The sequence below is a fragment of the Spirillospora sp. CA-142024 genome (genome assembly GCF_050942325.1).
Classification (GTDB): Bacteria; Actinomycetota; Actinomycetes; order Streptosporangiales; family Streptosporangiaceae; genus Spirillospora.
This window is the reverse complement of sequence record NZ_CP192077.1, coordinates 6,275,052-6,297,326: the sequence shown is the minus strand read 5'-3', so window position 1 is coordinate 6,297,326 and position 22,275 is coordinate 6,275,052. Positions and strand designations below refer to the sequence as shown.

The 22,275-nt window shown below is 72.6% G+C and carries 21 protein-coding genes; 5 read left to right on the top strand and 16 right to left on the bottom strand.

All coding sequences use genetic code 11. The features are described 5' to 3' along the window. Positions 1-70 precede the first annotated feature (70 nt). Genes ACQPZP_RS29855 through ACQPZP_RS29840 form a run of 4 tightly spaced genes read right to left on the bottom strand, consistent with a single transcriptional unit; the run spans position 71 to position 5,536 of the window. A complete protein-coding gene (locus ACQPZP_RS29855; protein ID WP_433473051.1) occupies positions 71-1,573 on the bottom strand; it encodes a bifunctional 3-(3-hydroxy-phenyl)propionate/3-hydroxycinnamic acid hydroxylase in 1,503 nt (500 codons plus the stop codon). Then, positions 1,570-3,471 carry an acyl-CoA synthetase gene (locus tag ACQPZP_RS29850; RefSeq protein ID WP_433473050.1) on the bottom strand — a complete coding sequence of 634 codons (1,902 nt, stop codon included), beginning with the start codon at positions 3,469-3,471 and terminating at the stop codon, positions 1,570-1,572. The genes ACQPZP_RS29855 and ACQPZP_RS29850 overlap by 4 nt, the downstream gene beginning before the upstream one ends. Further along, positions 3,468-4,406 (bottom strand): fumarylacetoacetate hydrolase family protein, encoded by a 939-nt coding sequence (locus ACQPZP_RS29845; RefSeq protein ID WP_433473049.1) that lies wholly within the window; start codon positions 4,404-4,406, stop codon positions 3,468-3,470. Before ACQPZP_RS29845 ends, ACQPZP_RS29850 begins: the two co-directional genes overlap by 4 nt. Then, positions 4,403-5,536, bottom strand: a complete 1,134-nt coding sequence (locus ACQPZP_RS29840) for a VOC family protein (RefSeq protein WP_433473048.1) — start codon at positions 5,534-5,536, stop codon at positions 4,403-4,405. The genes ACQPZP_RS29845 and ACQPZP_RS29840 overlap by 4 nt, the downstream gene beginning before the upstream one ends. Before the next feature lie 134 nt (positions 5,537-5,670). Here ACQPZP_RS29840 and ACQPZP_RS29835 point away from each other — a divergent pair, with 134 nt between their 5' ends. Beyond that, positions 5,671-6,333 carry a TetR/AcrR family transcriptional regulator gene (locus ACQPZP_RS29835; RefSeq protein ID WP_433473047.1) on the top strand — a complete coding sequence of 221 codons (663 nt, stop codon included), beginning with the start codon at positions 5,671-5,673 and terminating at the stop codon, positions 6,331-6,333. 5 nt (positions 6,334-6,338) lie between these two features. Here ACQPZP_RS29835 and ACQPZP_RS29830 read toward each other — a convergent pair whose 3' ends face one another. Then, positions 6,339-6,980, bottom strand: a complete 642-nt coding sequence (locus ACQPZP_RS29830) for a TetR/AcrR family transcriptional regulator (RefSeq protein ID WP_433473046.1) — start codon at positions 6,978-6,980, stop codon at positions 6,339-6,341. Between the two features lie 102 nt (positions 6,981-7,082). On the opposite strand from ACQPZP_RS29830, the gene ACQPZP_RS29825 reads away from it, so the two are divergent. After that, positions 7,083-8,690: an MFS transporter gene (locus tag ACQPZP_RS29825; RefSeq protein ID WP_433473045.1), complete on the top strand. Its 1,608-nt coding sequence runs from the start codon at positions 7,083-7,085 to the stop codon at positions 8,688-8,690. 1 nt (position 8,691) lies between these two features. Here ACQPZP_RS29825 and ACQPZP_RS29820 read toward each other — a convergent pair whose 3' ends face one another. Further along, on the bottom strand, positions 8,692-9,624 hold the full coding sequence (locus ACQPZP_RS29820; protein ID WP_433473044.1) for an amidohydrolase family protein: 933 nt from the start codon (positions 9,622-9,624) through the stop codon (positions 8,692-8,694). A gap of 219 nt (positions 9,625-9,843) precedes the next feature. On the opposite strand from ACQPZP_RS29820, the gene ACQPZP_RS29815 reads away from it, so the two are divergent. Then, positions 9,844-10,479: a TetR/AcrR family transcriptional regulator gene (locus ACQPZP_RS29815; RefSeq protein ID WP_433473043.1), complete on the top strand. Its 636-nt coding sequence runs from the start codon at positions 9,844-9,846 to the stop codon at positions 10,477-10,479. Positions 10,480-10,533: 54 nt separating this feature from the next. Here the strand turns inward: ACQPZP_RS29815 and ACQPZP_RS29810 are convergent, their stop codons facing one another. The 5 genes from ACQPZP_RS29810 to ACQPZP_RS29790 form a co-directional block, all read right to left on the bottom strand. Next, on the bottom strand, positions 10,534-11,304 hold the full coding sequence (locus tag ACQPZP_RS29810; RefSeq protein ID WP_433473042.1) for a sulfite exporter TauE/SafE family protein: 771 nt from the start codon (positions 11,302-11,304) through the stop codon (positions 10,534-10,536). Beyond that, on the bottom strand, positions 11,301-11,906 hold the full coding sequence (locus ACQPZP_RS29805; protein ID WP_433473041.1) for a rhodanese-like domain-containing protein: 606 nt from the start codon (positions 11,904-11,906) through the stop codon (positions 11,301-11,303). Before ACQPZP_RS29805 ends, ACQPZP_RS29810 begins: the two co-directional genes overlap by 4 nt. Before the next feature lie 51 nt (positions 11,907-11,957). Beyond that, a complete protein-coding gene (locus tag ACQPZP_RS29800; protein WP_433473040.1) occupies positions 11,958-13,301 on the bottom strand; it encodes a rhodanese-like domain-containing protein in 1,344 nt (447 codons plus the stop codon). Positions 13,302-13,431: 130 nt separating this feature from the next. Next, positions 13,432-13,701 (bottom strand): metal-sensitive transcriptional regulator, encoded by a 270-nt coding sequence (locus tag ACQPZP_RS29795; protein WP_433473039.1) that lies wholly within the window; start codon positions 13,699-13,701, stop codon positions 13,432-13,434. A gap of 120 nt (positions 13,702-13,821) precedes the next feature. Then, positions 13,822-14,460 carry a TetR/AcrR family transcriptional regulator gene (locus ACQPZP_RS29790; protein ID WP_433473038.1) on the bottom strand — a complete coding sequence of 213 codons (639 nt, stop codon included), beginning with the start codon at positions 14,458-14,460 and terminating at the stop codon, positions 13,822-13,824. 125 nt (positions 14,461-14,585) lie between these two features. Here ACQPZP_RS29790 and ACQPZP_RS29785 point away from each other — a divergent pair, with 125 nt between their 5' ends. Then, positions 14,586-16,025 carry an MFS transporter gene (locus ACQPZP_RS29785; protein WP_433473037.1) on the top strand — a complete coding sequence of 480 codons (1,440 nt, stop codon included), beginning with the start codon at positions 14,586-14,588 and terminating at the stop codon, positions 16,023-16,025. Positions 16,026-16,167: 142 nt separating this feature from the next. Here the strand turns inward: ACQPZP_RS29785 and ACQPZP_RS29780 are convergent, their stop codons facing one another. After that, positions 16,168-17,793, bottom strand: a complete 1,626-nt coding sequence (locus ACQPZP_RS29780; protein ID WP_433473036.1) for an acyl-CoA dehydrogenase family protein — start codon at positions 17,791-17,793, stop codon at positions 16,168-16,170. 172 nt (positions 17,794-17,965) lie between these two features. Between ACQPZP_RS29780 and ACQPZP_RS29775 the strand changes: the two genes are divergently transcribed. Further along, positions 17,966-18,676 (top strand): DUF1707 SHOCT-like domain-containing protein, encoded by a 711-nt coding sequence (locus ACQPZP_RS29775; protein ID WP_433473035.1) that lies wholly within the window; start codon positions 17,966-17,968, stop codon positions 18,674-18,676. Between the two features lie 36 nt (positions 18,677-18,712). On the opposite strand, the gene ACQPZP_RS29770 is transcribed toward ACQPZP_RS29775, so the two are convergent. From ACQPZP_RS29770 to ACQPZP_RS29755, 4 genes are read right to left on the bottom strand one after another with little or no spacing between them, the layout of a single operon-like run. Continuing rightward, entirely contained in the window at positions 18,713-19,474 is a 762-nt protein-coding gene (locus ACQPZP_RS29770) for a sirohydrochlorin chelatase (RefSeq protein ID WP_433473034.1), read from the bottom strand. Next, complete coding sequence (locus ACQPZP_RS29765; RefSeq protein ID WP_433473033.1) at positions 19,471-20,181, bottom strand: phosphoadenylyl-sulfate reductase; 711 nt, start codon at positions 20,179-20,181, stop codon at positions 19,471-19,473. The genes ACQPZP_RS29770 and ACQPZP_RS29765 overlap by 4 nt, the downstream gene beginning before the upstream one ends. After that, on the bottom strand, positions 20,178-20,345 hold the full coding sequence (locus tag ACQPZP_RS29760) for an Insertion element protein (protein ID WP_121437748.1): 168 nt from the start codon (positions 20,343-20,345) through the stop codon (positions 20,178-20,180). Before ACQPZP_RS29760 ends, ACQPZP_RS29765 begins: the two co-directional genes overlap by 4 nt. A 16-nt stretch (positions 20,346-20,361) precedes the next feature. Then, positions 20,362-22,014, bottom strand: a complete 1,653-nt coding sequence (locus ACQPZP_RS29755; protein ID WP_433473032.1) for a nitrite/sulfite reductase — start codon at positions 22,012-22,014, stop codon at positions 20,362-20,364. Between the last annotated feature and the right edge of the window lie 261 nt (positions 22,015-22,275).

Genomic DNA, 22,275 nt, shown 5'->3' with positions numbered 1-22,275 from the left:
GGGGATGCGGCGTTCTCCGAGGAGGATGATCGAAGCGCTTCGACAGGGTCAAGACGGCTTTCGCCGACTTTCACACCACCGCCCCGAAAGCGGGCAGGACGGTGTGGAGCGCGGAGAGCCGCCCGGCGCGCAGGACCGTGCCGTCGGGCCGGACGATCGCGGCGTCCACGCGGCCTCGCCTCAGCCAGTGGTCCAGTGCGTCACCCCGCCCGGTGGTGATCACCACCGCCCCGCGCCGCTCGATCTCGGCCCGCTGCCCGGCGGACGGTTCGGTGGCCGTGACGATCGCGAACCGGCCCGCGGCCACGTCGTCGAACCGGCGGCCGCCGTCCAGCGGCGCGTTCGGGCACAGCCGGCCCGCCAGGGCGCGGCCGGGACGGCTCCGCGCCACCAGGCCGGAGCGGCGCAGCGCCGGGGTCGCGCTGTTCGCGATCTGCTCCCTGAGGCCCGGGACGAGACGCAGCCGCGGCGCCACCGCGCGGCGCAGGAGGTCGCCCGGCCCGCCTCCCTCCGTCATGGCCGTCCCGACGAGCTTGGCGTTGCGGATCAGGGCGCGGGCGTGCGGCTCGCGTTCGGCCTGGTAGGTGTCCAGCGCGCCGGCGGGCAGGGTCCGGTCGAGGACGCCGGCCAGCTTCCAGGCGAGGTTCAGCGCGTCGCGCATGCCGGAGCCCATCCCCTGGCCGATGAAGGGCGGGGTCAGGTGGGCGGCGTCGCCCAGCAGGAAGACCCGGCGGTCGCGCCACCGGTCGGCGATCTGCGCCCGGAAGGTGTACTCCGCCACGCGGAGCGGCTCCAGGTCACCGGCCGGGACGCCGCCCGTCCAGGGCCTGATCAGCGGGTGCAGCCGGGCCATCTCGCGGTAGTCCTCGGCGGTCTCGCCGCCCCGCAGGCGGAACTCCCAGCGGTGGCGGGCCGCGCCGACGCGCATGTACGTGGCCGCGCGGACGGGATCGCAGACCTGGTGGACGCCCTCCCACTGGGCGAGGTCGGCCTCGGTGGCCACGTCGACCACGAGCCAGCGCTGTTCGAACCGCAGGTCCCGCATCGCGGCGCCGATCGAGGCCCGGGCCAGGCTGTTGGCGCCGTCGCACCCCAGGACGTACCGCGCGTGGACGTGCTCGCGGTCTCCGGTGACCCGGTCGGTGCAGTCGACGCGGACGCCGTCGCCGTCCTGGACCAGCCCGGTGACCTCCGCGTTGCCGCGGAGCGCGACGTGGGGATGCCGCTCCAGGTTCGCGCGGAGGATCGCCTCCAGGTCCGGCTGGTCGAACATGTTCGCCTGCGGATAGCCGTGCCTGCTGTTCGCGGTGTCGCGCTGGAACTCGGCCAGGATCCGCATGTCGCGGTCGAGGAGCCGCAGCCCCAGGCCCGGCCGGGAGATCGCGGCGAACTCGTCGCGCAGTCCGAGGCGGGCCAGGATCCGGTAGACCTCGTCGTCGAGGTGGACCGCCCGGGGCCGCGGATAGACCGTCTCCCAGCGGTCCAGGACCAGGCACTCGACGCCGTACCGCGCGAGCAGGGCCGCGGCCGTGAGCCCGGTGGGCCCGGCGCCGAGGATCACGACCGGGATCATGACGCCACCACCAGTCTCCAGGTGAGCGCGTAACGGCCGGCGACCGCGGTGACGGCCGCCTCGTCGGCGGCGGGGGAGACCTCGACGGTCGCGACGACCGAACCGTCCTCGACGGCGGTGTGGACCCCGCGCACCCCGGTGACCTCGCCGAGCGCCCGGAGCAGTTCCCGCCGCGCCGCGTCCGCGCGCAGTGCGAGCTTGTACGGCTTGCCGACGTCGGTGACGGGCAGCGTGTCGAGGACCGTCACCTTCTTGGGGGCGGCGGCGCGTTCGGGGACCCGCGCGGCCGCCCAGTCGAGGAGTTCGTGCTCGGTCACCGAGGCTCCGGGGGTCAGCGTCACGTAGGCGACGGGCACCTCGCCGGCGTGCACGTCCGGGCGTCCGACCGCGGCGGCCCCGCCGATCCGGGGGTGGGCCAGGAGGACGTCCTCGATGACGGCCGGGTCGACGTTGTGCCCGCCGCGGATGATGAGGTCCTTGGCGCGGCCGGCCAGATGGACGAAGCCGTCCTCGTCGACATGCGCGAGGTCTCCGGTGTCCAGCCGGCCGCCGGCCAGCTTGCCGAGGCCGTCCAGGACATGGCCCTGGCCGTCGTGTCCGGTGACGTAGCCGGGGAAGACCGTGGGGCCGCTGATGGCCAGCACGCCCCTCTGGCCTGCGGGCAGGTCCTCGCACGTCCCGTCCTCGTGGACGCGCACCGCCTTGATGTGCTGGTAGGGCAGGCGCTGCCCGGCCGAGCCCGGCCTGGGGGCGTCGGGGAAGCCGCGTGCGCTGGCGCAGGTCGCCTCGGTCAGCCCGTAGCCCTCGACCAAGGTCGCCCCGGTGTGCGCCTGGAAGCCGTCCCGGACCGCGTCGGGCAGCGGTGAGGCTCCCACCATGGCGACCCGCAGGCTGCTGATGTCGGCGTCGACCGGGCACTGCGCCAGCACGGCGTACACCGTGGGCACAGCGCTCATGGCGGTGATCCGGTAGCGCTCGACGATCTTCCAGAACTCGCCGTACAACGCGGGCTCGCGGTAGCCGAGCGGGCCGGCCCACACCACGCCCTGCCCCTTGAACAGCGGCGTGAGGAGGGTGACCACGAGCGCGTTGACGTGGAACAGCGGCAGCGCCGCGAAGATCACCGAGTCGTGGTCGAGCAGGGAGCCGGCGGCCAGCATCCAGGCGTCGGCGACCTCGTTGGCGTGCGTGTGGGCGGCCAGCTTCGGTGCTCCGGTGGTGCCGCCGGTGTGGAACAGCGCGGCCAGGTCGGACGGCTCGGGCAGGTCACCGCCGAACGCGGACGACTCCATCCCGGCGGCCAGTTCGTCCAGGTACCCGACGCGCACACCGTCGATGGGAGGTGCCTCGGGGGAGTCCTGCGCCCCGGTGGGCCGGAGCAGCAGGACGGCGTCGAGCATGCCGTCGGCGGCGAGCGCCCGCGCGGTGTCCCAGGTGTCCGGGGCGAGCTCCGGCCCGCCGGCCACCAGCACCCTGGCCCCCGAGCGGCGCAGCAGCTCGGCGAGGTGGGAGCGCGACAGGCCGCCGTTGAGGGGAGCCGCGATCCCGGCGAGCTGGGCGGCGAGGGTGGCGGTGATCAGCTCGGCGCAGTTCGGGGACATCAGCGCGACCGCGTCGCCCCGCCGCACGCCGAGGGCGCGCAGAAGGTTCGCGTAGCGGTGGACCTCCGCCAGCAGCCCGGCGAACGTGCGCCGCAGCGGTCCCCGGCCGGGCGCGGCCTCGGGCAGGACGGTGATCGCCGTGCGGTCCGGCCATCGTTCGGCTGCCCTGGCCAGCAGCGCGTAGGTCGACTCGGGAAGACCGCGGGCCTCCAGCGGCACGGCTTCGATCGCGGCCAGGTCGGCGGGCTCGGCGTAGACCGGCCACAGCAGGTCGTCGCTCATCGGATCCTCGCTCATGTGCCGCCCCTGACCGTCGTGCGCTGCGTGCCCAGGTCGATCGCGCCGTCGTCGGTGGCGACGGACGCCTCGATGACGTCGCCCTCCCGCAGGTACTTGGGGTTGCGGGCCTGCCCGCGGAAGAACAGCCGCCACTTCGCCGCGTCGGGCAGGAGCGAGGCGAGCTTCTGGACCGGCTTCGGCGGCGCGCTCAGGGCCGTGCCGACGGGCGTGCCGGTCAGCAGCAGGTCACCGGGGTCGAGCCGCTGGAACCGGGTCAGCGCCCGCAGGGTCTCGACGGGGTCGTAGATCATGTCGGCGGCCGTCATGTCCTGCCGGGGCTCGCCGTTGACCGACAGCTTGAGGCGCAGGTCGGTGAACCGCTTGAACTCGCCGGCGTCCAGCAGCACCAGCCGGGGGCCGGCTGGGGTGAAGGTCGGGTACGACTTGGCCTCGTAGAACTGGGTCTGGGGCAGTTGGACGTCGCGTGCGGAGACGTCGTTGGTGACCACCAGCCCCGCGACGTGATCGGCCAGATCGTCCGGCGTGACGGCGGTGCCCACCGGCATCTCCTGCCCGATGACGAGCCCGATCTCCACCTCGTAGTCCAGCAGCCGCACGTGGGCGGGGCGGACCACGTCGTCGTACGGGCCGCTGATCGAGCCGGACGACTTGCGGAAGAACGTCAGCGGGACGGTCGCGGGATTCCCGCCCGTGTCGGTGACGTGCGAGGCGAAGTTGGTCATCTGCGCGACGACGCGGCAGGGCGCCGTCACCGGCGAGACCAGTGCCAGCTCGCCGACCGGAACCGTGCCGCCGCCAGTGGCGGCCGCGGTGATCGCCTGCCGGTCGGCCAGCAGGGCGGCGGTGGTCGTGGCGCCGGTCTTCACCTTGGCGGCGCCGGTGGGGGTGACGACCCACCAGGCGTCGGCGGTGCGGAGGATGGAAGTACTCATGAACCGGCCACTTTCAACAGGCCGCGGAGGCGGCCGAGGTCGAACTCGTTGTCGTCTCGCAGCGCGCCGAGGACCGCGCGGAGTTCGCGCAGCGACTCCCGGCCGGGCTTGATGCCGAGGAAGTCCTTGGTGGCGGGCGGACCCCACTGGGCCAGGCCCGACGCGGTCATCGGAGCCCAGCCGGGTTCCAGCGTGCAGTCGAACATGTCGCCGTCGCTGAAGTGCTCGACGAGGAACCCGTCGGGGTCGCGCCAGTAGTCGAAGATCTGGCTGCCCTGGATGTGCCTGCCGATGCCCCAGGACCGCCTGTACCCCCGGTCGAGCAGGTACTCGCCGCCCGCCGCCAGCGCGTCGAGGTCGGCGACCTGGTAGGCCGAGTGCACGTAGCGGTCGGCCGGGCCGAGGACGAGCGCGAGCGTGTGGTGGTCGGTGGGCGTCCGGCCGCGGTCGCACCGGATGAAGCTCATGACCGGGCCACGGTCACGCTGCCGGGGGTGGTGGAGGAAGTCGCTGACGATCAGGCCCAGGTTCTGGAGATACCAGTTGAGCGTCTCCAGGTACCGCGTCGTCTGCAGCACCACGTGCCCGAGCCGCCGCACCTTGGCCGGCTCGCGCGGCGGCCGCTGGACGTCGTTGATCCGGTGCACGTCGTGGCCGAAGTTCAGCGTCTGCGGGTCCTGCGCCGGCAGCGCGGGCAGTTCGAGCGTGTCCGCGACGACCCGCACCCGGGCCCCGCTCGGATCCACCAGGTCGACCGTGACCCCGCCCAGGCTCTCCGGCAGCGGCGCCACCTTCCGGCCGGTCGCGTCCGCGAGCCGCAGCACGCCCTGCCGGTCGGCCGCCTTGAAGGCGGGCCCGGCGAACCGCGACCGGGCGCCCCGGCGGACGAGCACGCAGGGCGCCCCCGGATCGGTGCCCCGCAGGTGCAGCTCCTCCGGCGTGCGCAGCACCGGAGTGAAGCCGAAGGCACGGGCGAACGCCTCGGCCCGGGCGAGATCCGGCTTCTCGAACTCCAGCCATGCCAGGTCGTGGACCTTCACGACCGGGTCGCCGGCCCTTCCCGGGTGCTCGCCGCGCAGGGCGCCCTGGTCGCTGTGCAGATCGGTGTGCGGGTCACGTCGGCCGGTCATCGTCCGCTCCTTCCTTCGTCTGACGAAATCGTCACTTATGAGAGTAGCCTCAGTCAAGGCATGCTGACGATTTCGTCATTGCTGAGCGCTGTGGCAGGGTGGCGTCAGGCCGGCGCGAGAAAGGGGAGCAGGGCATGGCGGAGCAGACCCGGGACGCCCCCAACCGCTCAGCCCGGCGCAAGGCGCGCACCCGCGCCGCGCTCGTCCGCGCGGCTCAGTCCCTCATCGCCGCGGGACGGACGGACGTGCCGATCCTGGAGATCACCCAGGCGGCGGACGTCGGCATGGGGTCGTTCTACAACCACTTCTCCACCAAGGAGGAGCTGTTCCAGGCCGCCGTGGAGGAGGCCCTGGACCGCCACGGCGCCCTGCTCGACCAGCTCACCGCCGACCTTGACGACCCGGCGCACGTCTTCGCGCAGAGTTTCCGCCTGACCGGCCGTCTGCACCGCCAGGAGGCCGAGCTCAGCAAGGTCCTGCTCAACAACGGCCTGGAACTGGCCGCGTCCGACAGGGGCCTCGCCCCGCGCGCCCGGCGCGACATCGAGGCCGGCGTCCGCGCCGGCCGGTTCAGCGTGCGCGACCCGGAACTCGCCATGGTCACGGTCGCGGGTGCGGCGCTGTGCCTCGGCCGCCTGCTCCATGACCGTCCCGAACGCGACGACGCCGAGGCCGCCGACCAGGTCACCGAGGACCTTCTGCGCATGCTCGGCCTCCCGGCCGGCGAGGCGCACGAGATCTGCCGGCGTCCGCTGCCCGGCCTCGGCCGGGCCCGGCGCAGCGAGGGCACCGGGTAGGAGGGTTACGCCGGGGTCCGGCCGTCCTCGTCGAGGATCGCGCGGACGCGGCGAGCGGCGTCAGCGGGGGCGATCCCGGCGGCGACGAGAGCGGCGGTCGCGGCGGGCTCCGCCGTGTCGCCGGTCCAGCCGGGGCCGCCGCTGTTCTCGACGAGGCTCAGCAGGAACGCCTCCAGCGCCTGGGCGAGGACGGGCGCGGGCAGGTGGCGGGCGAAGACGCCCTCCTCCTGGCCGCGCCGCAGGATCGAGATCGTCTCCTCCCGGGCCGGGCTGAGGACGGCGCGGACGCCCTCCTCGCCCAGGTCCCGGCGCGCGAGCGAGATCAGCATGCGGTAGCGGTCCCCGACCCCCCAGACCGCCAGCGTCATCCGCGCCATCGCCGTGGCGGGATCCGCGCCCGGACGCCGCGCCTCGGTGAACGCCTGCTCCACCGCCTGCCCGGCCTCCTCGGCCAGTGCCTCGATCAGGATCTGGCGGTTCTGGAAGTGGCCGTAGAGCGTGCGGCGCACCACACCGGCGGCGCGGGCGATGTCCTCGATGCTCGCCTCCGGGTCGCGGCTCAGCTCCCGGCGGGCGGCGGCCAGGATGCGGGCCCGGTTGGAACGCGCGTGACTGCGCTGCGGGGCGCCCCCTGTGAGCTTCGTCATGCTCCTCATACTTGCACATCACTGTGCACGTAACTAAATTTGCACACGAATGAGCAAGTTTCGTGGGCCGACTTCCGGCCCGCTCGTGCGGAAGGAACGCCGATGTCGTTGATCGCCTCCACGCCGGTGGAGCGGATGAACGCCCCCTATGCCCGCCGGTGGCAGGGCCTCCTGGTGCTGTGCCTGAGCCTGCTGATGGTGCTGATGGCCAACACCTCGCTGCTCGTCGCCGCGCCCGACATGACGAAGGACCTGGGGCTGAGCAGCAGTGACCTGCAGTGGGTCATCGACGGCTACACCGTCCCGTACGCGGCGCTGATGCTGGTGCTGGGCGCGGTGGGCGACAAGTACAGCCGCCGGGGCGCGCTGGTCGCCGGCCTCGTGGTCTTCGCGGCCGCCTCGGTGGCCGGCAGCCTGGCGCACAGCGCCGCGGCCGTCATCGCGGCCCGCGCCGTGATGGGCGTCGGCGCGGCCGTCGTCATGCCGGCCACCCTGTCGCTGCTGGTCGCCATGTTCCCGCGCGCGGAGCGGGCCCGGGCGATCACCGCCTGGTCGGCGACCTCCGGGCTCGCCATCGCCGCCGGCCCATTGCTGGCCGGGTGGCTGCTGGAGGACCACGGCTGGGGCTCGACGTTCCTCATCAACGTGCCCATCGCCGCGGTGGCCGCCGTCGCCGCGCTGGTGCTGGTGCCGCCGTCCAGGGCCGCGGTGACCGGACGGCTCGACCTGATGGGCGGGCTGCTGTCGGTGCTGACCGTCGGTTCCCTCGTCTACATGATCATCGAGGGCCCGCACTACGGCTGGGGCGCCGCCGCCGTCACCGCCGCCGTGGTCGCCGCCGCCGGGCTGGCCGCCTTCGTCGCGTGGGAGCTGCGCCACCCGCGTCCGCTGCTGAACCTGGGCATGTTCCGTGACCGGACGTTCACCGGTGCGGTGCTCGCCGTGCTGCTGTTCTTCCTCGGCGCGTTCGGCACCATCTACTACGCCAGCCAGCACCTGCAGTTCGTCCTCGGCTACGGCCCGCTGGAGACCGGAACGCGGCTGCTGCCGCTCGCCGCCGCCGTGTTCGCCGGCGCCGTGCTGACCGGCCGGCTGACGCCGCGCCTGGGCATGAAGCCCGTCGTGGTGACCGGCATGGTGCTGGGCACCATCGCGATCTTCCTGCTCACCCAGGTCGACTCGGGCTCGTCCTACGCCGACTTCCTGCCGACGCTGCTGCTGCTCGGCGTCGCCATCGGGCTCAGCGCCTCACCGTGCACCGACACCATCATGGGCGCGTTTCCCGAAGCCGAACTCGGCGTCGGCGGCGGCATCAACGACACCGCCCTGGAGTTCGGCGGCTCGCTGGGGATCGCCGTGCTGGGGTCGGTCCTGGCGACCGCCTACAGCGACAAGCTGGGCGCGGCGCTCGCCGGACACCTGCCGCCCGCGGCCCTGGCCACCGCCCAGGACTCCATCGGCGGCGCCCTGGGGGTCGCCGAGCAGGTGAGCCGGAACCCGGCCGGCGGACCCGAGCAGGCCCACGCCCTCGTCATGGCCGCCGACAGCGCCTTCGCCCACGCCGTCGCGCACACCAGCCTGGTCGGCGGCATCATCCTGGCCGTCGGGACCGTTCTGGTCGCCCTGATCCTGCCCGGCCGCCGCCCGGCCCCGTCCGAGCCGGAGCCCGAGCGGGACGAGCCGGAGACCCTCGCTCTCCCGGTCCGGTAGATCAGTGCCCGGCAAGGCGCGGGAACAGCGCGAGAGCGTTGGCGGAGTCGATGGCCTGGTGCAGGTCCTCATCGTCCGCGGTGAAGGCGTCCAGGCCGTCGGTGAAGTACTTCACGGCGGCGTCCGGGGCGAACGGCCAGTCGGAGCCGAAGAGGACGTGCCCGGGACGCGCGAACGCCAGCAGGCTCGGCAGCGCGGCCGGGCTGCCCGACAGGGCGGTGTCGAAGTAGAAGGAGGTCAGATCCTCGAACACCTCGCCGGGATCGTGCCCCTGGCCGACGAGGGTGACGGCGATGCGGTGGGCGGCGTAGGGCAGGAAGCCGCCCGCGTGCGAGAGGATGATCTTCAGGCCGGGATGCCGGTGCGGGATGCCGTGCAGGACCAGGTTCGCGGCCGCGCGGGTGGTGTCCAGCAGGAAGTCGGCGGCGAACGGCGGCAGCCCGGGCACGGCGGGCGCGGGCAGTTCGGCCGGGTGGACGAAGACCACCGCGGACCGGCGGCCGAGCTCGGCCATCAGCGGGTCGAAGGCCGGGTCGCCCAGGTACGTGCCGCGGGAGTTGGCGAGCAGCACGACGCCGTCGGCCCCCAGCTCGTCCAGGGCGCGGACGCTCTCCTGGACGGCGCCGTCGACGTAGGGCAGCGGAACGGTGGCGAAGTGGCCGAACCGGTCGGGACGGTCCTTGACCAGCTCTGCGCCGAAGTCGTTGATCTCGCGCGCCAGATCGAGCGCGCGGGCGTCGTCGCCCAGATGGGTGCCGGGCGTGGACAGCGACAGGACGCCGGTCGCGATGGAATGGTCGTCCATCAGCGCGACGGCGCCCTCGGCGCTCCAGGCGGGGAGATCGCGTCCGCCCGCCTGGGCGATCCCCTCGGCGTTCAGCCGCCGGACGTACGCGTCGGGCAGCAGATGCTGATGGACGTCGATGCGGCTCATGATCCTCCCCCTGGCCGTTCCCTACCCTGGCCCGGTCATGGAACGATTAGTACAGTCCGGAACGATTGGTCCAGAGCGTATGCGGCCCGGGGCGGCGGCGTCAACGAAGCGGGAGCGGCCGGACGAGCGCCCGCGGGCGGGTCGGTCCCGGCGGCTCCGGGCTGAGAGACTGGGCGCACATCGACGCCCCCGCCGAAGGGCGGGCCGGGAAGGACACGGATGGGCCCGAAGACCGAGCGCCGCCAGCAGCACGGCGAGGAGTCGCGGCGGCGCATCCTCGACGCCACCGTCGAGATCGCCGCCGAACGCGGTTACGAGGGGACCAGCATCGGCCTGGTCAGCCAGCGGTCCGGTCTGCCCCGCAGCTCGATCTACTGGCACTTCCGCGACAAGGACGACCTGCTCGCCGCCGTGATCGAGCGCAGTTACCACCTGTGGCGGGAGCGCCTCCTCGGGGCCGAGATGACCAGCGATCCGCGGGCGGACCGTGCCGGGCGGCTGCGCGAGATGACCGCCGCCGTCGCGGCGAGCCTGCTCGACCAGCCGGAGTTCCTGCGTCTCGGGATGATGCTCACCCTGGAGCGGCGTCCGGTCGAGGCCAAGGCGCGCCAGCTGTTCGTCGACATCCGCGACGAGGTCCTGGCGTACGCGGCCGGGGAGTTCCAGGAGATGCTCGCCGACGCGCCGGCCGCCGAACGCGAGGCCGTCGCCCGCAAGCTGGCCGCGTTCACGCTCGCCGCCGCCGACGGGCTCTTCCTGGCCTACCAGCTCGATCCCGGAAGCTTCGACATGCGGGGCCAGTTCGAGATGCTCGCCGTCACCATAGACGCGGCCTGGGACCGCCTCACCGCCTGACCGCGGGCGCCCTCAAAGGCCGGGCTTCCGGGGAGGAACCGCGCGGCCGACTCTTCAGATGAAGGCGCCGGAGGCGGTGATGGGGGCCAGGACGAGGATGGTCCAGGCGAACCAGCGCCGGGCCCGGTCGGCGTCCAGGTGTCCGGCCGCTCGTCCTGCGGCCAGGGAGGTGATCAGGGCGCCGGCGGTGAAGGCGAGCACGATCGGCCAGCTCAGGTCGGCGGCCGCGCCGGTGTGTCCGGCGAAGCCGGCGATGGAGTTGATGGTGATGACGACCAGGGAGGTGGCGACGGCTTCGGTGGCGGGCAGGCCCAGCAGCAGGGTGAGGGCGGGGACGACGGCGAAGCCGCCGCCGACGCCCAGCAGCCCGGTCAGCAGCCCGATGGCGGCTCCGGTGGCCAGCGCGCGGGGCAGGCAGCGGCGGCGGTCGACGCGGCCGCCGACCGCGCGGCAGACGCCGCCCGCGCCGTCGCCGCCGCGCAGCATGCGTACGGCGACCGTGATCATGATCAGTGCGAAGGCAGGGAGCAGCAGCCGGTCGGGCAGGTCGCGGCCCAGCGCCGCCGCGGCCAGCGCGGCGGGCATGCCGCCGGCTGCGAAGACCGCGGCGACCGGCCAGCGCACCTGCCCACGGCCCAGCCGCGGCAGCAGGGCGCCCAGGCTGGAGACGGTGACGACGAGCAGTGAGGTCGGGATGGCCACCCGCATCGGCTGCCCGGCCCCGTAGACCAGCACCGGCACGGCCAGTACCGATCCGCCCGCGCCGAGCAGGCCCAGGGCGGTCCCGACGATCAGCGCGCCCAGCAGCACCAGGGTGAGCGTCATGACTGTTCATGGTCTCCGCCGCCCGTGCTGTCGGTCCCGCGCAGGACCGACAGCACGGCCTCGACGTCCACGCGTGGTCCGCGGTTGTAGGGCAGCCGGCTCAAGGCGCTGCCCATGGTGCAGGTGTCGGTGAGGGCGGCGAAGGTGAGTCCGGCGCCGATCGCGCCGGCCAGGAATCGGGCGCGGGGCCAGCGGAGGCTGGCGGCGATGGAGGAGGCGACGATGCCGCCGGCGACCAGGCGGACTTGGCGTTCCAGGGCCCAGCGCGGCTTGCCCGCGGCGCTGACGACGGGGGCCGCGGCGGCGGTCCAGGCGTTCATGCCGCCGGCCAGGACCCGGGCCGTTTCCAGCCCGTCACCGGTGAGGAGTGCGTGTGCCTGGGCGGCCCGGGCGCCGGCCTGGCAGACCAGCAGCAGCGAGACGCCCGCGTCGGCGATGTGCGGCCGGTGGGCGCCGAGGTCGGCCAGGGGCAGGTTGAGGGCGCCGGGGATGTGGGAGGCGGCGAACTCACCGGGGGTGCGCACGTCCAGGACGAGCATGTCGGAGTCGTCGCGCAGCAACTCCTGGGCGGTGGGCACGTTGATCGCGGGTGCCGAGGTCATCGAAGAGGGTCCTTTCTCGGGATGGGGTGCCCGGGGGCGAGTGGTGTGGCGTCAGGCGGCCGTGGCGGACGGTAGGTCCTGCACCCCGGCGCCGGTCAGCACGACCGGCCTGTATCCGGCCGCCAGCAGCAGGCTGGCGGCGATGGCGGCGCGCCGTCCCGAGCCGCACGCCACCAGCACCGGCCGGTCGGAGTCCAGCTCGGCGGGCACGCCATCGGTGACCAGATCGGGCAGGAAGCGGTGCGCCGCGCCCGGGTGGGAGGCCGTGCGCCGCTCGGCGGGCATCCGCACATCCAGCAGCTGGGCTCCGGGCTCGGCGAGCCGCTCGCTGAACTCGGGCAGTTCCAGCAGCTCGAACCCCTCGCCCGCGGCCCGTCCAGGGCCCTTGACGACGCCACGGACGCTGTCGATACCGATCTGGGCGAGCTGGGTGGCCGCCTGCCGCGCCTCGACACCGATACCGGCTCCGGTGCCGGCTTGGGTGACCAGGACGATCGGGGCCTGATAGGGCAGCAGCCATCCCGCCCAGCTGCCGAAGTCGTCGGCCAGCTCGATGCCGACCGAGCCGGGAAGCATCCCGGCGGCCTGCTCGGTCCGGGGCCGGATGTCGACCAGGTGGGCACCGCCTGGCACCTGACCGGCGTCGATCAGCGGCGGCGCCGCGGGCAGGGGCGGTGCACCGAGGATGTTGGCCGGTCCCATGTGCTCGTAGAACGCGGGGATCGGCATCGGGTCGGCCAGCAGGCGGTCGGCGAACTGTTCGACGTCGGAGATGGCCCGCAGCGGGTTGGCGGCGTTCTCGCCGGCGATGGTCGAGGTGTAGGTGCCCGCGCCGCCGGCGGTGCAGAACGATCCCTGCCCGTGGGTGGGCAGCAGCTCAACATGACCGGGCAACGCGGCAAGCCGGTGCAGCGAGCGGTGCTGGTGGCGGGCCAGGGTGCGGGCTCGCTCGGGCCCCAGCAGGTCGGGACGTCCAGCCGAGGACACCAGCAGGCTGCCGCCCGAGAACACCGCCAGCGGCTCACCGTCGATCAGCACCAGGTAAGAGGTGTGCTCCGGGGTGTGCCCGGGGGTGTGGATCGGACGTAGCGCCAGCCCCCGCCCGCCGGGGATGTCCTCCAGGTGGAAGGCCGGGGTGTGCCGGTACGCGGGTGCTGCGGCGGCGGGCAGGACCAGCTCGGCGCCGGTGCTCTCGGCGGCCCGCGGACCGCCGGAGACGTAGTCGTTGTGCAGGTGGGTCTCCAGCACGAACCGCATTTCCACGTCGCGTTCGGCAGCGGCGGTCAGGAACCGGTCGATGTCGCGCTGCGGGTCCACCAGCACACCCTGTCCCTGATGGACCAGCAGGTAGCTCTGGTCACCGAGACCAGGGGTGCGGAACGAAACGATCTCCACGAACTCTCCTCTCTATACCCCCGGGGGTATGTGACGGACATGGCTCCGCCCAACTCGAAAGCCAGGCAAGGGATCGGTGGTGGCGCCTCTCAGGTCGCGCCGGATCGGGTGCGCAGGGGGCAGGGAATGGTCAGGCGAGTGCCAGGAAGAGGCGCTCCAGTTCGGCGACCTGCATCGGCGGCTCCTCGCCGCGCTCCTGGACGGCCTGGCAGTGCCGCAGGCCGCTGGCGATCAGCTTGAACCCGGCCCGGTCCAGCGCCTTGGAGACCGCTGCCAGCTGGGTGAGCACCTTGGCGCAATCGTCACCGGCCTCGATCATCGTGATCACGCCGGCGAGCTGACCCTGCGCCCGGCGCAGCCGCACCAGCGCGTCGCCGGCCAGTTCCTGATTCATCTCCATGACTCCACCCCTCATCTCCCGCGACGATACCCCACGGGGTATGTAACCAGGCAAATTGGTCGGAACTTCCCTGGCGGCGCATGCCCGCGCGCCGGAGACCGGGACAGGGCACGGGAGTCGTCAGCTTTGCGCAGGGTGAGTGTCTTCGGGCTCGCTGCGCAGGGCCCCCAGCAGGGTTTTGACGAGGGCTTCGCCCGCGTCGTTCTGGTCGAGGTGTTGCGAGGCGACCGCTTCCATCGCGGCGTGCAGCAGCGCGTAGACGGTGCTGACGAGCCATTCCAGGGGAAGGTCGGTCCGGAACTCTCCGGCTTCTTGCCCTTGCACGATCAGCTCCCGGACGTGTGCCATCGGCGGGTCGTGCAGGTGCCGGACTTCATCGGCGGGCAGAGCTCGCTGTGCGGCGTTGTGCAGACGGCCGAACCGGCCGATGAGCGGCCAGGTCGTGCGGATGAGGTGGGCGAAGGCGTCCACCGGCGGCAACCGCGCGCCGCGGGCGTCCTCGATGATCTGCGTGCTCTGACCGATCGCCTGTTCAAGAACGGCCCGGATGAGTACTTCCCTGGACGGGAAGTGGGAGTAGAGGGTCACTCTGCCGACGCCTGCGGCGCGCGCGATCTCGGTCATGTTCGCGTCTGGAGCGTGGGCGAACAGGTCGGTCGCCGCCGCGACGATGGTGGCGATGTTGCGTTCGGCATCCGCTCTGCGACGGCCTGCGCCTTCCTGCGCCGCCCCTGTGCGGCTGCTCGTCCTGCCTGTCATGCCTCGCAGCCTACAAGAAATCGAACACTGGTGTTCACTTTAATGCGGGGAGGGGGTATACATAACCCGAACAGCAGTGTTCGAGTTAAGGGCGGCACGTCGTGGCCGCCGACGGGGAGGACCTCATGGCTCACGGATCGCCCGCCCAACACCATGCCGCCGCGCCGACGGCGCCACCGGACCCGCGGCGCTGGAAGGCGCTCGCGCTGATCAGCGTGGCCCAGTTCATGCTGATCCTGGACGTCACGGTGGTGAACGTGGCGCTCCCCGACATCGGCATCGACCTCGGGCTCGGCCGCTCCGCCCTGACCTGGGCGGTCACGGCCTACACCCTGTTCTTCGGCGGGCTGATGCTCCTCGGCGGGCGGCTCGCCGACACCTTCGGTGCGCGCCGCATGATGCTGACCGGCCTGGTCGTCTTCACTCTCGCCTCCCTGGCCACCGGGCTTGCGCAGGATCAGGCGCTGCTGCTCGGCGGCCGGATCGCGCAGGGCATAGGCGCGGCGCTGCTGTCCCCGGCGGCACTGTCCACCGTGACCCTCACCTTCCACGGCTCTGAACGCAACAAGGCGCTCGGTGTCTGGGGTGCGCTCGGCGGAGTCGGGTTCGCCGCGGGCGTACTGCTGGGCGGTGTCCTCACCGCGGGACCCGGCTGGCGGTGGGTGTTCTTCATCAACGTCCCCGTCGGGCTCGTCCTGCTGGCGGCGCTGCCGACGGTCGTGCGCGGTCACACCACGCGGCCGTCCCGGCAGCGGCTCGACCTTCTCGGCGCAGGCACCGTCACCGCCGCCACGGCCACGTTCATCTACGGGATGATCAACGCCGGTGACGACGGCTGGTCCGCCGCCGGAACCCTCGGACCGCTGGCGGCGGCCGTCGTCCTGTACGGCGCCTTCGGCTGGATCGAGCGGACCGTGCGGACCCCGCTGATGCATGTGACCATGCTGGCCCGCCGTCCTGTCGCCGCCGGTGCGTTCCTCATGCTGGTCGCGTCCGCGCTGCTCATCTCGCTGTTCTTCCTTGGTTCGCAGTATCTCCAGCACGCGCGCGGAATCAGCGCGCTGGAGACGGGCCTGCTGTTCCTACCCGCCGCCCTCGGGACGGGCGTTGGGGCGCACATCGCCGGGCGGCTCGTCGGCTCCGTCGGAACCCGGCCCGTCGCCACGGCGGGACTCGTCCTGGTCGCCGTGGGCGCGGGCCTGCTGACCGGCCTTTCGCCGGACGGCGCGGTCGGTCCCGAACTGCTCCCGGGGATCGTGATCGCGGCCGCCGGTGTCGGGCCGGTGTTCGTCGCGGCCAGCACTTCCGCCTTGGCTCACATCGACCACGCGGAGGCCGGCCTGGCCTCCGGTGTGATCAACACCTTCCACGAACTCGGTGCCGCGATCGGGGTCGCGGTCGCGTCCACCATCGCCGCCACCGGGCTGGCGGACGTCCCCTCCATCGGCGGCTTCACCAGCGCGTTCACCGTGTTCGCCGTGGCTGCGGCGGTGGCCGCCGTCGCGTCTCTCTGGCTGGTGCCGCCCGGTAAGCCGCAAATCACGGGCGGCCCGCACGTTCACTAGCCCTCGGCCCGGACGACCACGTGGACGCCCGGTCCTTTTCCGAAAGGGCCGGGCTTCCTTCTGATCGTAGGGACCATCGGCCGCGGGCCCAGCGCCACGGCGGCTCCCGGCCACGTCCGAACGCTGATCTCCGAGTGCAGGCTCAGCCGACTTTCGGTGTGGCGCGTTCGATGATCGGGGCGAGGTCCGATCCTGCTGGGAGAGTGCCGTAGGCGTGGCCCCAGTCGCCGGACAGGCGGGTGGCGCAGAAGGCGTCCGCGACGGCCGGGTGGCCGTGCCGGACCAGCAGGGAACCCTGCAGCGTGAGTGCGAGGCGCTCCACGACGCGGCGGGCCCGCAGCTCGATGGTCGCGAGGTCGCCGAGGGACGTCTTGACCTCGCGGACCGCCGCGTCGAGCCGGGCGTCGGCCCCCGCCGCCCGCTCGATCTCGGCGAAGACCGCCTCGACCGTCTGCGGCTCCTTGGCCATGGCGCGCAGGACGTCCAGCGCGGCGACGTTGCCGGAGCCCTCCCAGATGGAGTTCAGGGGCGACTCGCGGAACAGGCGCGGCATGCCCGACTCCTCGACGTAGCCGTTGCCGCCCAGGCATTCGAGCGCTTCGGCGGCGTGCGCCGGCCAGCGCTTGCAGATCCAGTACTTGCTGACCGCGAGGCCGAGGCGCTTGAAGGCGGTCTCGGACTCGTCCCCGCGCGCCGAGCGGTCGGTGGCGCCCGCCAGGCGCAGCATGGTGATCGTGGCGGCCTCGGACTCGATCGCCAGGTCGGCGAGCACGTTGCGCATCAGCGGCTGGTCGATCAGGTAGGCGCCGAACGCCCTGCGGTGCGCGGCGTGGTGCGCGGCGGCGGCGACGCCGTGCCGCATCCCGGACGCCGCGCCGATCACGCAGTCGAGCCGGGTCATGTTGACCATCTCGATGATGGTGCGGACGCCGCGGCCCTCGTCCCCGACGCGCCAGGCGACCGCGTCGTCGTACTCCACCTCCGAGGACGCGTTCGACCTGTTGCCGAGCTTGTCCTTGAGGCGCATCAGGCGGAGCGGGTTGAGCGCGCCGTCCGGCAGGACGCGCGGGACGAGGAAGCAGGTCAGGCCGCCGGGAGCCTGGGCGAGCGTGAGGAACACGTCGCACATCGGGGCGCTGGTGAACCACTTGTGGCCGGTGAGCCGGTACGTCCCGTCCGGCTGGGGCGCGGCCTGCGTGGTGTTGGCCCGGACGTCCGAGCCGCCCTGCTTCTCGGTCATGGACATGCCGGCGAGCAGGGCGTTCTTGGTGAGGGGTGCGCGGAGCCCGAAGTCGTACTCCGGCCGCGCCAGCAGCGGCTCGTACCGAGCGGCCAGTTCCGGGGACTGCCGCAGGGCGGGGACGGCCGCGTACGTCATCGAGATCGGGCAGCCGTGGCCCGCGTCCACGCGCCAGGCGTAGAACTTCGCGGCGCGGGCGACGTGGGCGCCCTCGCGCGAGTCGGTCCAGGCGGTGCCGTGCAGGCCGTGCGTCACCGCGACGGTCATGAGCTCGTGCCAGGCCGGATGGAACTCGACCTCGTCGATCCGGTGCCCGTAGCGGTCGTGCGTGCGCAGCACGGGCGGGTGCTCGTTGGCGAGGCGTCCCCACTCCTGGGCGCGCTCGGTGCCCGACAGCCGGCCGAGCTCGCGGACCTCGGCCTCGGCCCATCCCGCGCCCTCGCGCTCCAGCCCGTCCAGCAGGACCGCGTCGTCGGCCACATCGTGACCGGTCAGCGGGGGAACCTGATTCGACACCTCGTGCGTCACCCTGCTCCTCCCAACAACGTTCACGCCGCCGAACGAAGGATACAGAACCACGTTCGGGCAAATGTTGATCATGCCTGTGCGGTGGGCGGAACGTCCATCCTCCTCAGGTGGTGGGGCGATCTCGTTCGCGTGGCGGATTGTCCGGCGGCGCGAAGGGCATACCTTCTGAATCATGAGTCAGTCCAGTCCGCAGCCTGAGCGGCCGTGCCCCAGCCGCCCACTGGACCGGCGGCCGGACGCCCACCCCGAGCGGCACGTTCCCGAATCCCTCGACGCCGCCATCGCGCCGGACGGGGTCCGCGCGTCCGACGCCGAACGGGAGGCGGCCGTCGAGCGGCTGCGGATCGCCTCGGTCGAGGGACGGCTCACCTTCGAGGAGCTCACCGAGCGCACCGAGGCCGCCTACGCGGCCGTCACCCGCGGCGACCTGGAGCACATCACCGCCGACCTGCCCGGCATGGGCGCGCCCGGGGCCACCCCCGCGCCCCTGCAGGTCAAGCGCAGGTTCAGCGCGGTCATGGGCGACTGCAAGGAGCGCATCGTCGGGCGCATCGACGGCCCGCTGGAGGCGGTGTCGGTGATGGGCGACGTCGAGCTCGACCTGCGCGGCGCCCAGGTCCCCACCGGCGAGGTCCTCATCTCCGCGACCGCCGTGATGGGCGACGTCAAGATCATCGTCCCGGACGGGGTCAGCGTCGAGCTGTCCGGCCACAACTTCCTGGGCGACCGCAAGGTCGCCGTCCGCGACCCCCATCCCGGCGCCCGCGTCCCCGTCGTCCGGGTCACCGCGCACGCCGTGATGGGCGATATCAAGATCGTCGACGACGAGCACCACACCCCGCTCCGCCGCGCCCTCACCACCTGGTGGAAGGACCGGCGGTAAAGCCGGGGGCTCAGACGGCGGGCTCAGACGGCTGTGTCAGACGGCGGTGGCCGCCCGCGTGGTCTCCAGTGCCTCCTCGTACCGGAGGAGGACCAGCTCGGCGATCTCCGGGGCGGCGCCCAGCACCGGGGAGACCACGGACGCGCCCGCGGCCAGGGACTCCTTGCGGACCTTGTCGGCGAAGTAGCCGGGCGCCAGGAAATAGCACGCGACGGCCACCCGCGGCGCACCCGCGTCGAGCAGGGCCGCGACCGCCTCGGCCGGTTTCGGGCCGGTCGCCGACGCGTACGCGGGGACGACGTCCCGCCAGCCGCGCGGGCGCCACTCCCGGGCCAGCCGGGCGATCGTGGCGTTGGCGGACGGGTCGCTGGAGCCCGCCGAGACGAGCACGACCGCGTTGTCCGGGTCGCCGGGCTCCACGCCCGCGTCGGACAGCCGGCGCTCCAGGGCGTCAAGCAGCAGCGGGTGCGGCCCCAGCGTGCCGGCCGTGCGCAGGCGCAGCCGCGGGTGCCGGCCCCGCACCCGGTTCAGCACACCCGGGATGTCGGTCTTGCTGTGGTAGGCCGCCGTGAGGAGCAGCGGCAGCACGACCGCCTCGTCCGCGCCGTTCCGGGCCAGGCCGTCCAGGACCCGGTCGGGGGCGGGCGGCGCGTGGTCCAGGAACGAGGCGTGCACGGGCACGTCCGGGCGGCGGTCCCGGACGGCGCCGAGCAGTTCGGCGACCGTCGCGGCGGCGCGGGGGTCCCTGCTCCCGTGCGCCACCGCGGTCATCGGCACCGCCGCGGGGGAGGCGCTCAAAGGTGGATACCGCACTCGGTCTTGCCCATCCCGGCCCACCGGCCGCTGCGCGGGTCCTCACCGGGCGCCACCGGGCGGGTGCACGGCTCGCAGCCGATCGAGGGGTAGCCGTCGTAGTGCAGCGGGTTGATGATGACCCCGTTGTCCTCGATGTAGTTGTCCATGTCCTCCTGGGTCCAGTCCAGGATCGGGTTCACCTTGACCATGCCGCGCTTGCGGTCCCACTCGACGACCCTGCGCTCGCGGCGGCTCGCGGTCTCGTCCCGGCGGATGCCGCTGAACCAGGCCATGTAGCCTTCCAGCGCGCGGCCGAGCGGCTCCACCTTGCGCAGGTGGCAGCACAGGTCGGGGTTGCGGCCGAACAGCCGGGGGCCGAGCGCGGCCTCCTGCTCCTCGACCGTCCGGGACGGGGTGACGTTGATGACGTTCACCGGGTAGACGGCCTCGACCGCGTCGCGCGTGCCGATCGTCTCGGCGAAGTGGTAGCCCGTGTCGACGAACAGCACGTCGATGCCGGGCTTCACCTTCGACACCAGGTGGATCAGCGCCGCGTCCGACATGGACGAGGTGAGGCAGATGCGGTCGCCGAACGTCGCGGCGGCCCAGCGGATGACCTCCAGCGTGGGCGCGCCCTCCAGGGCGGCGGCGGCCGATTCGACGATGTCTTCGAGGTCGAGGGTAGGTCTGTCGGTCTCCAGAAGGGTCACCGAGGGATCTCCTTGCTCGCGGTGCGGGGAGCTCCGACACCGAGGAATTTCAACGTGAAGGAACGAAGGCAGTCGGGGCAGAACCACGACCCGTGCTCGGCACGGGGTTCGAGGTTCTCCTCGCCGCAGTAGGGGCAGTAGAACGGCGCCATGCGCTCGCTCATTTGAGGTCGGCTCCGCTCATTTGAGGTCGGCGTCGTCGGCGCGGTGCACCCACTCGGCGAACGTCTCGCCGTCGGCGCGCTGCTCGTCGAACCTGCGGACGACCCGCTCGACGTAGTCGGTGAGCCCGGCCGAGGTGGTCTTCAACCCGCGGACCTTCTTGCCGAACGAAGCGCCCAGCCGTCCGCCGAGATGGATCTGGAAGCCCTCGACCTGGTCGCCGTTCTCGTCCACGACCAGCTGGCCCTTCAGCCCGATGTCGGCGACCTGGATGCGGGCGCAGGCGTTCGGGCAGCCGTTGACGTTGATCGTCAGGGGCTGGTCGAAGTCGGGCAGCCGCTTCTCCAGCTCGTCGATCAGGTCCATCGCGCGCTGCTTGGTGTCGACGATCGCGAGCTTGCAGTACTCGATGCCGGTGCACGCCATCGTCTGGCGGCGGAACGTCGACGGGCGGACCTGGAGGTCGTGCTTCGCCAGCTCGTCGGCGAGCGCCTCGGTGTTCTCCTCCGGGACGTCCAGGATGACCATCTTCTGCTCGATGGTCGTCCGCACCCGGCCCGAGCCGTAGCGCTCGGCGAGGTCGCCGATGACGCCGAGCATCTCGCCGCTCACCCGGCCCACGCGCGGGGCGAACCCGACGTAGTAGGTGCCGTCCTTCTGCGGGTGGATGCCGACGTGGTCGCGGCGGGCCAGCGGCGCGGCCGGCTCGGGGCCGTCGGGCAGCGCGTACCCGAGGTACTCCTTCTCCAGCACCTCGCGGAACTTCTCCGCGCCCCAGTCCTTCATCAGGAACTTCAGCCGGGCGCGGCTGCGCAGCCGCCGGTAGCCGTAGTCGCGGAAGATGGACGTGACGCCGTGCCAGACCTCGCTGGTCTGCTCGGGCTTGACGAACACGCCGAGGCTCTGCGCGAACATCGGGTTGGTGGACAGCCCGCCGCCGGCGAACAGCGCGTAGCCGGTCTCGCCCGTCTCGTTCACCACGCCCACGAACGCGATGTCGTTGATCTCGTGGACGGTGCAGTGCGACGTGCAGCCGGACAGCGCCGTCTTGAACTTGCGCGGCAGGTTGGAGAACTCGGGCGAGCCGATGTAGCGGTCGTGGATCTCGCGCAGGTCGCGGGTCGCGTCGATCACCTCGTCGGCCGCGATGCCGGCGAGCGGGCAGCCGAGGATGGTGCGCGGGACGTCCCCGCACGCCTCCATCGTGTGCAGCCCGACGGCTTCGAGCGCGTCCCAGATCGCCGGGACGTCCTCGATCCGCACCCAGTGCAGCTGGACGTTCTGCCGGTCGGTGATGTCGGCGCTGCCGCGCGCGTACCGGGTGGAGATGTCGGCGATCGTGCGGAGCTGCGGGCCGCTCAGCTGCCCGCCGTCGATCCGCACCCGCATCATGAAGTAGCGGTCCTCGAGCTCCTCGTCCTCCAGCGCGCCGGTCTTGCCGCCGTCGATGCCGGGCTTGCGCTGGGTGTAGAGGCCCATCCAGCGGAAGCGGCCGCGCAGGTCGGCCGGGTCGATCGAGTCGAAGCCGGTCTTGGAGTAGATGTCGATGATGCGGCGGCGGACGTTCAGGCCGTCGTCGTTCTTCTTGTTCTCTTCGTTCTTGTTGAGCGGCTCGTGGTAGCCCAGGGCCCACTGGCCCTCGGCCTTCTTGCGTTTGATCGCGGGTGGCACGGCGCGCGTCCTCGTCTGTGGTCGTGAGGGACGCGTAGCGCACCGGCGCTCTGAGGCAGCCGGCTCGACGCTGAGCTGGATGAGGTCAAAGGTGACGCCGATGCGCCACGCGCCCGGCTGAGCTGGGGCGTGGTCGGAGCGTCACCGACAGATCGCGCTGCGGACGCGGAGGAAGTCGACGTGCCGGCGCTTGGCCAGCAGCGGGTCCGCGGCAGTCATACCAGAACTGTGACATGCCGTCTCGCGGACTGTCCAGTTACG

What these genes read in the sequence shown, in the direction of transcription:
- ACQPZP_RS29855 (WP_433473051.1), bottom strand. Translation starts at nt 1,573, where the DNA reads ATGATCCCGGTCGTGATCCTCGGCGCCGGGCCCACCGGGCTCACGGCC.
- ACQPZP_RS29850 (WP_433473050.1), bottom strand. Translation starts at nt 3,471, where the DNA reads ATGAGCGAGGATCCGATGAGCGACGACCTGCTGTGGCCGGTCTACGCC.
- ACQPZP_RS29845 (WP_433473049.1), bottom strand. Translation starts at nt 4,406, where the DNA reads ATGAGTACTTCCATCCTCCGCACCGCCGACGCCTGGTGGGTCGTCACC.
- ACQPZP_RS29840 (WP_433473048.1), bottom strand. Translation starts at nt 5,536, where the DNA reads ATGACCGGCCGACGTGACCCGCACACCGATCTGCACAGCGACCAGGGC.
- ACQPZP_RS29835 (WP_433473047.1), top strand. Translation starts at nt 5,671, where the DNA reads ATGGCGGAGCAGACCCGGGACGCCCCCAACCGCTCAGCCCGGCGCAAG.
- ACQPZP_RS29830 (WP_433473046.1), bottom strand. Translation starts at nt 6,980, where the DNA reads ATGACGAAGCTCACAGGGGGCGCCCCGCAGCGCAGTCACGCGCGTTCC.
- ACQPZP_RS29825 (WP_433473045.1), top strand. Translation starts at nt 7,083, where the DNA reads ATGTCGTTGATCGCCTCCACGCCGGTGGAGCGGATGAACGCCCCCTAT.
- ACQPZP_RS29820 (WP_433473044.1), bottom strand. Translation starts at nt 9,624, where the DNA reads ATGAGCCGCATCGACGTCCATCAGCATCTGCTGCCCGACGCGTACGTC.
- ACQPZP_RS29815 (WP_433473043.1), top strand. Translation starts at nt 9,844, where the DNA reads ATGGGCCCGAAGACCGAGCGCCGCCAGCAGCACGGCGAGGAGTCGCGG.
- ACQPZP_RS29810 (WP_433473042.1), bottom strand. Translation starts at nt 11,304, where the DNA reads ATGACGCTCACCCTGGTGCTGCTGGGCGCGCTGATCGTCGGGACCGCC.
- ACQPZP_RS29805 (WP_433473041.1), bottom strand. Translation starts at nt 11,906, where the DNA reads ATGACCTCGGCACCCGCGATCAACGTGCCCACCGCCCAGGAGTTGCTG.
- ACQPZP_RS29795 (WP_433473039.1), bottom strand. Translation starts at nt 13,701, where the DNA reads ATGGAGATGAATCAGGAACTGGCCGGCGACGCGCTGGTGCGGCTGCGC.
- ACQPZP_RS29790 (WP_433473038.1), bottom strand. Translation starts at nt 14,460, where the DNA reads ATGACAGGCAGGACGAGCAGCCGCACAGGGGCGGCGCAGGAAGGCGCA.
- ACQPZP_RS29785 (WP_433473037.1), top strand. Translation starts at nt 14,586, where the DNA reads ATGGCTCACGGATCGCCCGCCCAACACCATGCCGCCGCGCCGACGGCG.
- ACQPZP_RS29775 (WP_433473035.1), top strand. Translation starts at nt 17,966, where the DNA reads ATGAGTCAGTCCAGTCCGCAGCCTGAGCGGCCGTGCCCCAGCCGCCCA.
- ACQPZP_RS29760 (WP_121437748.1), bottom strand. Translation starts at nt 20,345, where the DNA reads ATGAGCGAGCGCATGGCGCCGTTCTACTGCCCCTACTGCGGCGAGGAG.